Source organism: Nocardioides sp. (assembly GCF_036493135.1).
Taxonomy (GTDB): domain Bacteria; phylum Actinomycetota; class Actinomycetes; order Propionibacteriales; family Nocardioidaceae; genus Nocardioides.
Genome location: NZ_DASXQG010000054.1, coordinates 54,159 through 62,473, shown reverse-complemented (window position 1 = coordinate 62,473; position 8,315 = coordinate 54,159). Strand labels below are relative to the sequence as shown.

9 protein-coding genes are annotated in these 8,315 nt (G+C 67.8%); 5 read left to right on the top strand and 4 right to left on the bottom strand.

Features of this window, described 5'->3' with window-relative positions; genetic code table 11:
• From VGJ24_RS10050 to VGJ24_RS10035, 4 genes are all read left to right on the top strand, one after another.
• Positions 1-469: cbb3-type cytochrome c oxidase subunit I (locus tag VGJ24_RS10050; protein WP_331500427.1), on the top strand; the 469-nt coding region annotated here is incomplete at its 5' end.
• Positions 466-864: a cytochrome c oxidase subunit 4 gene (locus VGJ24_RS10045; RefSeq protein WP_331500426.1), complete on the top strand. Its 399-nt coding sequence runs from the start codon at positions 466-468 to the stop codon at positions 862-864. The genes VGJ24_RS10050 and VGJ24_RS10045, both read left to right, overlap by 4 nt.
• 131 nt (positions 865-995) lie before the next feature.
• A complete protein-coding gene (locus VGJ24_RS10040) occupies positions 996-2,210 on the top strand; it encodes a L,D-transpeptidase (protein ID WP_331500425.1) in 1,215 nt (404 codons plus the stop codon).
• A gap of 119 nt (positions 2,211-2,329) precedes the next feature.
• Positions 2,330-3,328, top strand: a complete 999-nt coding sequence (locus VGJ24_RS10035) for a hypothetical protein (RefSeq protein WP_331500424.1) — start codon at positions 2,330-2,332, stop codon at positions 3,326-3,328.
• 83 nt (positions 3,329-3,411) lie between these two features.
• Here the strand turns inward: VGJ24_RS10035 and VGJ24_RS10030 are convergent, their stop codons facing one another.
• Genes VGJ24_RS10030 through VGJ24_RS10015 form a run of 4 tightly spaced genes read right to left on the bottom strand, consistent with a single transcriptional unit; the run spans position 3,412 to position 7,802 of the window.
• Positions 3,412-5,163: a ubiquinol-cytochrome c reductase cytochrome b subunit gene (locus VGJ24_RS10030; RefSeq protein ID WP_331500423.1), complete on the bottom strand. Its 1,752-nt coding sequence runs from the start codon at positions 5,161-5,163 to the stop codon at positions 3,412-3,414.
• 2 nt (positions 5,164-5,165) lie between these two features.
• Positions 5,166-6,272 carry a ubiquinol-cytochrome c reductase iron-sulfur subunit gene (locus VGJ24_RS10025; protein ID WP_331500422.1) on the bottom strand — a complete coding sequence of 369 codons (1,107 nt, stop codon included), beginning with the start codon at positions 6,270-6,272 and terminating at the stop codon, positions 5,166-5,168.
• The gene (locus VGJ24_RS10020) at positions 6,269-7,135 is read right to left on the bottom strand and encodes a c-type cytochrome (RefSeq protein WP_414691055.1); all 867 of its coding nucleotides are present in this window, start codon (positions 7,133-7,135) and stop codon (positions 6,269-6,271) included. Before VGJ24_RS10020 ends, VGJ24_RS10025 begins: the two co-directional genes overlap by 4 nt.
• 16 nt (positions 7,136-7,151) lie before the next feature.
• Complete coding sequence (locus VGJ24_RS10015; RefSeq protein WP_331500430.1) at positions 7,152-7,802, bottom strand: heme-copper oxidase subunit III; 651 nt, start codon at positions 7,800-7,802, stop codon at positions 7,152-7,154.
• A 73-nt stretch (positions 7,803-7,875) separates the two neighbouring features.
• Between VGJ24_RS10015 and VGJ24_RS10010 the strand changes: the two genes are divergently transcribed.
• Positions 7,876-8,313, top strand: a complete 438-nt coding sequence (locus tag VGJ24_RS10010) for a hypothetical protein (RefSeq protein ID WP_331500421.1) — start codon at positions 7,876-7,878, stop codon at positions 8,311-8,313.
• The last annotated feature ends 2 nt before the right edge of the window (positions 8,314-8,315 follow it).

The window sequence follows — 8,315 nt, the reverse complement described above, 5'->3', positions numbered from 1 at the left end:
GGTGCACTTCTGGATGCTGTTCATCGGCTTCCACACCACGTTCCTGGTCCAGCACTGGCTGGGTGTGGAGGGGATGCCACGCCGTATCGCCGACTACCTGCCAGAAGACGGCTTCACCACGCTGAACCAGGTCTCCACCGTCGGCTCGTTCCTGCTTGCAGCCTCCATGCTGCCGTTCTTCTACAACGTGTGGATCTCGCGGAAGGCGCCGTTGGTCGAGGTTGACGACCCGTGGGGCTGGGGCCGTTCGCTGGAGTGGGCCACCAGCTGTCCACCGCCACGCCACAACTTCGACCGCATCCCGCGGATCCGCTCCGAGTCTCCGGCCTTCGACCTGCACCATCCCGAGATCGCCGCGATCGAGATGGAGGACAACTACGCGATGGCGAATTCCCGCTTCGCCGATGCGCCCGACGTCGACGGGCGCGACGAGCATCTGCGTGACCAGATGGGCGATGACGAAGCGTGAAGATCGAAGCCTGGATCTTCGGGGGCTGTACGGCGTTCTTCCTCGTCGTGAGCCCGGCCTACTGGTTGATCGCCGGTGACTGGACCGGGACCTCCGCACTGGTGATGACCACGCTGCTGATGGCCATGGTGACCCTCTACCTCGGCTTCCACGCGACCAAGATGGAGCCGCGTCCCGAGGACCTGAAGGACGCCGAGGTCGCCGACGGCGCGGGGGAGATGGGCTTCTTCCCGCCGTACTCATGGTGGCCCCTCTGGTGCGGGGCGGCGCTCGCCGTCATCGTCTACGGCACGGCGCTGGGTGCCTGGTGGCTGCTCATCATCGGCGTGGGTCTCGGCGCGATCGCCCTGTCGGGCTGGGTGTTCGAGTACTACCGCGGCGAGCACGCGCACTAGCACGAGACCCGCGTGGGACGCGACCGGAGCGCCTGCGGTTGCGTGAGATTTCACCGGTGCCGTCGATTCGAGGTAGCGGTGGGGTGCCGGGTTACATTGGGGCCGAGCGTCCATTACCTACGGGGAGTCTGATGTCCATCACCCGCGCCCGCGTGCCGATGATCCTCGGCGCCCTGATGGCCGTGTCCCTGGTCGCCGCGGGGTGCGGCACCGGTGACTCGAAGTCCGACGGCGACCCGAACGGCGTCAAGGACGTCCTACACTCCAAGGGTGCGAAGCCCGAGGTGGCGAAGCCGGTCGTCCATGCCAACGTCCAACGTGGCGCCACCGCCGTCCCGGTCGACCGACGCCTCTCGGTGACGGCCGACGCCGGCACGCTCACCTCCGTCGCGGTCAGCTCCAAGTCCGGCACGATCCCCGGGAAGCTGTCGGCGGACCGGAAGACCTGGACCGCCGGCACGCTGCTCGAGCCGGGCACGACGTACACCGTGACCAGCCAGGCGGCGAGCGACGGCGGTGCGTCGATCAAGAGGACCACCCGGTTCACCACCGCTGGGCTGACCCTCGACCAGCAGACCTACCCGTCCATCGCGCCGCTCGACGGCCAGACCGTGGGGGTCGGGATGCCGGTGATCGTGACCTTCGACGTCCCCGTCACCGACCGTGCCTCGATCGAGAAGCACCTGCACGTGGTCGCGCAGCCGGCCCAGAAGGGCTCGTGGCACTGGATCAGCAACACCGAGGTGCACTGGCGCCCGGCGAGGTACTGGAAGGCCGGCAGCACGGTCACCGTGAACGCCGACATCAACAGCGTGCCGGCCGGCAACGGGATCTTCGGCCAGCTCGACCGGACCATCCAGTTCCATGTCGGTGCCGCCCACGTCTACAAGATCGACACCAGGACCGACCAGATGCAGGTCATCAGCAACGGCAAGCTGCTGCGCACCCTGCCGGTCACGACCGGCCAGCAGCCGGCGTACACGACCCGCTCCGGCACCAAGGTCATCATCGAGAAGTTCCCGAGCAAGGACATGAACTCCGAGACCGTGGGCATCACCGGCGCCGACGCCTACAACATCAAGGGCGTCCAGTGGGCGATGCGGGTGACCTACTCCGGCGAGTTCATCCATGCCGCTCCGTGGTCGGTCGCGGACCAGGGACACGCCAACGTGTCGCACGGCTGCACGGGCCTGAGCACCGCGAACGCCGACTGGCTGTACCACATGACCAACATCGGCGACGTCGTCCAGTACACCGGCACCGACAAGCCCATGGAGTTCACCAACGGCTACGGCGACTGGAACGAGTCCTTCTCGCAGTACAAGGCCGGGTCCGCCCTCCACTAACGCTGACCCGCCGGAAGTGTGCGGGCCTGACGCGCCGACCCGTCAGTCCCGCCCGCGGTTGTCCACAGGCATGCGCGGCCACTGGTTGAGCGGTCAGGAGAGCGGGCACTCCTGGACCCATGAACTCCGATGCCCCCACCTTTCTGGGGCCCGATGCCCCCATTCCGATCGACCGTCCGTTCACCCGGGCCATGGCGATGGCCGAGGGCGTACCTCCTCGACGGCTCACCGCGTGGGTGTCTCGCGGGCTGCTGATCAACCCGATGCGCGGGATCTTCTACGCCGCCCAGCTGTCCGACGGGCTCGATCTGAGACTGTCCTGCCTGTCCCTCGTGGTGCCCGAGTACGCCGTCGTCACGGACCGGACCGCCGGCTGGCTCAGTGGCGCCCCGATGATCCTGGCGCCGGGGGACCACCTGCGGGTGCCGCCGGTCAGCATGCACCTGCGGCCGGGATACCGCCTGCGCAACCCGCTGTGCAAGAGCGGCGAGCGAACGTTCCTGGCGCACGAGATCTGCGAGATCCAGGGGTTGGCCGTGACCGCGAAGCTCCGGACCACGGTTGACCTCGGCATGGGCCTGCGTCCTGAGTCGGCGTTCGCCGCGATGTGTGCGATGGCCAAGGTCGCCGACTACGAGCGGGACGACCTCTTGTTCGAGGTCCGTGAACGTGGCCGGTTCGCCGGCTATCGCGGCGTTCGCCAGATTCGCGTGCTGGCGCCGTTCGTCCGGACCGAGTACGGCTCCGGTCCGGAGTGCGTCCTCGGCCTGGCGTGGGAGGGGCAGCCCGGCATGCCCGCACTCACCCTCCAGCATCCCGTCAGCCATCCGGACGGGACCTACTACCTGGATCTGTCTTGTCCGGAGCTCAAGTACGGCGTCGAGTACAACGGGCCACGATGGCACGGCGCCGAACGCGCGGCGTACGACGCGAAGCGGATCGCGTGGCTCGTCGAGCACGAAGACTGGATCATCGACGTCTTCGAGAGCGCCGACGTCTACCGACCGGGCTGCGACCCGGGCCTCCGGCTCCGACAGGGCATCGAGCGGGCACGTCGACGCTACGGCGGACTGGCGTGGACCGGTCAGAACCGGTACGGCGACAGCTGGCTCGGCTGACACTTCCGGCGGGTCAACGACGTTCGCCGGCACACTTCTGGCGGGTCAGCGCTGTTCGCCCGCACACTTCTGGCGGGTCAGCGCTAGTGCTGGCGGAGGGGGACGTCCTCGGCGTCGCGGAGGGCGTGGTCGTCGAACTCGTGGCCCGCGGCCGGGTGGTCGAGGCCGGCCTCGAGCTCGTGGGTGTGCTCCGCGTGGTGGCGGGCCTCCTCGAGCTCCTCGGAGGTCGGCTTCTGCACGTTGTCGGCGTACATGGCCTTCGACAGCTTGGCCCGGATCCGCCCGACCCGGGTGCCCGGCGCGGCCACGCCGTTCTCGTCGACGTCCGACTCGATCTCGTGGACGTGGTCGCGATGGCGGGCGGTGATCGAGTAGGCGCGCCCCTCGCTGATCGGCAGGTGCCGCTCGCTGTAGGCGCCCTCGGGCGACCGCATGATGATGCCGGTCTCGTACCCGTGCAGCAGCAGATCGTTGTCGCCGCGCTGCAGCCCGATGCACCAACGCCGCGTCACGTAGAAGACGATCGGCGGGATGACGAAGATCGCCGCACGCATGAAGTACGTGATGGAGTTCAGGCTCCAGTGGAAGTGCGTGGCCAGGATGTCGTTGCCGCCGGCGGCCCAGAGGAGGCCGTAGACGGTCACCATCGCCGCCAGGAACGCCGTACGCGTGGGGGAGTTGCGCGGCCTCTGTAGCAGGTGGTGCTCCCGCTTGTCGCCGGTCACCCACTGCTCGAGGAACGGCCAGGCGACGATCATCCCGAACAGCACCATCGGCAGGATCTGGCCGGGGATCATCACGTTCCAGGAGATCGTGACCCCCCAGATATGGGTCTCCCAGTTGGGCATGATGCGCAGCAGACCCTCGGCGATGCCCATGTACCAGTCGGGCTGGGAGCCGGCCGTCACCTTCGACGGATCGTAGGGCCCGTACTTCCAGATCGGGTTGATCGAGAGCAGCGCGCCCATCAGCGCGGTGACTCCGAAGACCATGAAGAAGAAGCCGCCCGCCTTGGCCATGTAGACCGGGAGCATCGGGTAGCCGACGACGTTCTCCTCCGTGCGACCGGGGCCGGCCCACTGGGTGTGCTTGTGGAACACCAGCAGCATCATGTGCAGGCCGATCAGGGCAAGGATCAGCCCAGGGATCAGGAGCACATGGAGGATGTAGAGACGCGGGATCACCACGTCGCCGGGGAACTCTCCGCCGAAGATGAAGAACGACATGTAGGTGCCCACGACCGGTGTCGCCTTGATCAACCCGTCCGCGATCCGCAGGCCCGTGCCGGACAGCAGGTCGTCGGGCAGGGAGTACCCCGCGAAGCCCTCGAGGATGCCGAGGAGGAGCAGGAGCGAACCGACGATCCAGTTCAGCTCACGCGGCTTGCGGAAGGCCCCGGTCACGAAGGTCCGCATCATGTGCACGAACATCGCGGCGATGAACAGCATCGCGGACCAGTGGTGCATCTGCCGCATCAGCAGGCCACCGCGCACGTCGAAGCTGATGTGCAGCGTCGAGGCGTAGGCATCCGACATCGGTACGCCGCGTAGCTGGGCGTAGGACCCTTGGTACACGGACTCCGACATGCTGGGCGTGAACCAGAACGTGAGGAACGTGCCGGTCAGCAGCAGGACGATGAAGGACCAGAGCGCGATCTCGCCGAGCATGAACGACCAGTGGTCCGGGAAGACCTTGCGCGCGAAGACCTTGGTCAGAGTGCCCAGGCTCAGCCGGTCGTCCGCCCACCCGGCGACCGCTCCGGCCTTGTTCGGCTTCTTGGCGGTCGCCGCGGAGTCGCGGTTGGTGTCGGCGATCTTGCTGGTGTCCAGGGACATGATCAGCCTCGCTCCCAGAAACTCGGCCCGACGGGTTCGGTGAAGTCGCGTACCGCTGCCAAGTATCCCTCGTCATCCACCGTCAGCTGGAGCTGAGGCAGCGCACGGGCAGCGGGGCCGAAGAGAACCTTGCCGCTGTCAGTGAGGTCGAAGGTCGACTGGTGGCAGGGACACAGCAGGTGGTGGGTGGTGCGCTCGTTGAGGGAGATCGGGCAGCCGACGTGCGTGCAGATCTTGGAGTAGCAGACGATGCCGTCGACCGACCAGTTCAGTGTCTGTGCCGACACGATGTCGCTGGGCAGCATCCGGTTCAGGATCACCGCCGCCTTCGACTTGTCGACGAGCAGCTGGGTGCCCTCGACGACCGGCTGCTGGGTCTCGGGGTCGACCGCGAACATCACCTCGGGCTCGGCGTTCACCAGATCGCCTATCTCGAGCTCGGTGACCTTGATCGGCGTACCGACCACGTCGCGGACGACGCGCTGGAGGGTGCGGTTCTGCGTCTTCCACCACGCCTGCATCTCCGGGGTCCAGGTGTTGAGGTCCCACACCGTGTGGTCGAGCTTGTCGCCCGGGAGCGGCCCGAGGTCGCGCAGCATCACGATCGGGAGCAGGCCGAGCACTCCGCCGGCCGCGAGCAGGGTGTTGCGGATCAACGGTCGCCGGCCGAGACCGGACTCGTCGAGCCCGGTCTGCAAGATGGAGACCGCGGCTTCGCGATCCTCTGCGGACGACGCCGCGGGGTGGCGCATCTCGACGATCTCGTGGTCCGCCATCAGCTTGCGGGCCCACTGGATCATCCCGGCACCCATGGCCAGCAGCGTCACCGCCAGGCACAGACCCAGCATCAGGTTGGACGCGCCGAGGTTGCCGATCGTGTCAGTGGTGTCGCCGACCTTGAAGATCACATAGCTGGCGATGAACCCGATGGCGCCGAGGATCGCGACCACGAACAGCCCGGCGACCTGACGCTCGGCGCGCCTCTCCGCCTTCGGGTCCACGTCGGTCGGTCGCCACTCGTGCTCGGGGAGCCCCGGGTCGGGGATCGGCTCCTGCGTCCCGACCGGGACCTGCCCGCCGTGCGTGGTCTCGGGGAGGTTGTCGTTCACAGTTCCGCCTTCTGCTTGGACGACCGGGCGGTGTGGGCAGCGATCCACACGGCGACGCCGACCAGAGAGCCGATGCCCACGACCCAGGCGAACAAGCCCTCACTGACCGGGCCGATGCCACCCATGCCGAAGCCGCCGTACTCGGGGTTGTCCTGCAACGACTGGAGGTAGGCGATGATGTCGCGCTTCTCCTCGACCGACAGGTTGCCGTTGGAGAAGTTGTCCATGGCCTGCGGACCGGTCAGCATCGCCTCGAAGATGAACTTCGCCGGGACACCGCGGATCGGCGGTGCATACCCGCCCTTGGGCATGGCGCCGCCGGAACCCTCGAAGTTGTGACACGCCGTGCAGTTGGTCAGGAAGATCTGGCCGCCGCGCGTGATGGCCTGCTGGCGCTCCTCGTCGGTCAGTCCGTCGAGGCTGTAGTCGGACGGGTTGGGGATGGCCGGGCCCGGCCCGAGCGAGGCGACGTACGCCGCGAGAGCGGCGATCTCGTCGGGTGTGTAGACCACTTCCTTCTGCGGGATCTGGGGCCCGGGCTGGACCGCCGGCATCCGGCCGGTGCCGACCTGGAAGTCCACCGCGGCGGCACCCACGCCGATCAGCGGCGGGCCGAGCTGGTTGCCGTCGAGCGTCTTCTGGCCCTGACCGTTGCTGCCGTGGCAGAACGCGCACCCGACCAGGAACAGCTGGTGGCCCTGCTTGATCTGCGTCGCGGAGTCGTCCTCGCGGGCCGACGCCGGTGAGAACGCGGCGTACAACCCACCCGTCAGGAGCAGCCCCAGCAGGACCACGAGTAGCCCCGCGACCGGGCCGCGGCGGTGCCGGGAGAGACGTCCGAGGGGGCGGTTCAGGAGGCGCACAGTCGGTCCCTTGCGGTCACTTGATGAGGTAGATGGTCGCGAACAGCCCGATCCAGACGACGTCGACGAAGTGCCAGTAGTACGACACGACGATGGCACTGACCGCCTGCTCGTGGGTGAAGCGCCGGGCCATGAAGGTGCGGCCGAGGACGAACAGGAAGGCGATCAGACCGCCCGTCACGTGGAGGGCGTGGAAGCCGGTGGTCAAGTAGAACATCGAGCCGTACCCCGAGGACGGGATGGTGATGCCCTCCTTGACCAGGGTCGCGTACTCATTGGCCTGACCGGCCACGAACACCGCGCCCATGACGTAGGTGAGGATGAACCACTCGCGCAGCCCCCACCCCTTCACGGAGAACACCGAGCCGGAGCGGCTGACCTGGCCACGCTCGGCGGCGAAGACGCCGAGCTGACAGGTGGCGGACGACAGCACCAGGATCGTGGTGTTGATCGCGGCGTAGGGGACGTCGAGCTTCTCGGTGCTCTGCGCCCAGAGCTCGGGGCTCACGGCGCGGATCGTGAAGTACGACGCGAACAGGGCGGCGAAGAACATCAGCTCGCTGGACAGCCAGATGATGGTCCCGACGCTCACCATGCTCGGGCGGTCGTGGTGTCCGTGCAGCCGTGAGGCAGGGATCGTCGTCGAAGCTGTCGCCACGGTCGCCATTATGTCCCGAGCCATCCGGAGCGGGCACCCCGACCCCCGGGGAGAGTCGGGTCGATTCGGTAGCCTTCTGCCCGTGAGCGACTCCCACGACGCCGGGCAGCGCCAGCCGCGGCTGCGCGTGCTCGTCTACAGCGACGACGTCAACGTGCGCCAGCAGGTGATCCTCGCGCTCGGCCGCCGGCCCCACCCCGACCTCCCCGAGCTCCAGTACGTCGAGGTCGCCACCGAGCCGGTCGTCCTGCAGAACATGGACGCGGGGGGCATCGACCTGGCCATCCTCGACGGAGAGGCGGTGCCGGCAGGTGGCATGGGCATCGCCAAGCAGCTCAAGGACGAGATCTACCGCTGCCCCCCGATCCTGGTCCTGATCGGTCGTCCCCAGGACGCCTGGTTGGCCACGTGGTCCCGGGCCGAGGCAGCGGTGCCGCACCCGATCGACCCCCTGCGGCTCGCCGAAGCGGTCACCTCGCTCCTGCGTCCGCGCGTCCCCGCCACCATCGCGACGACCTGACC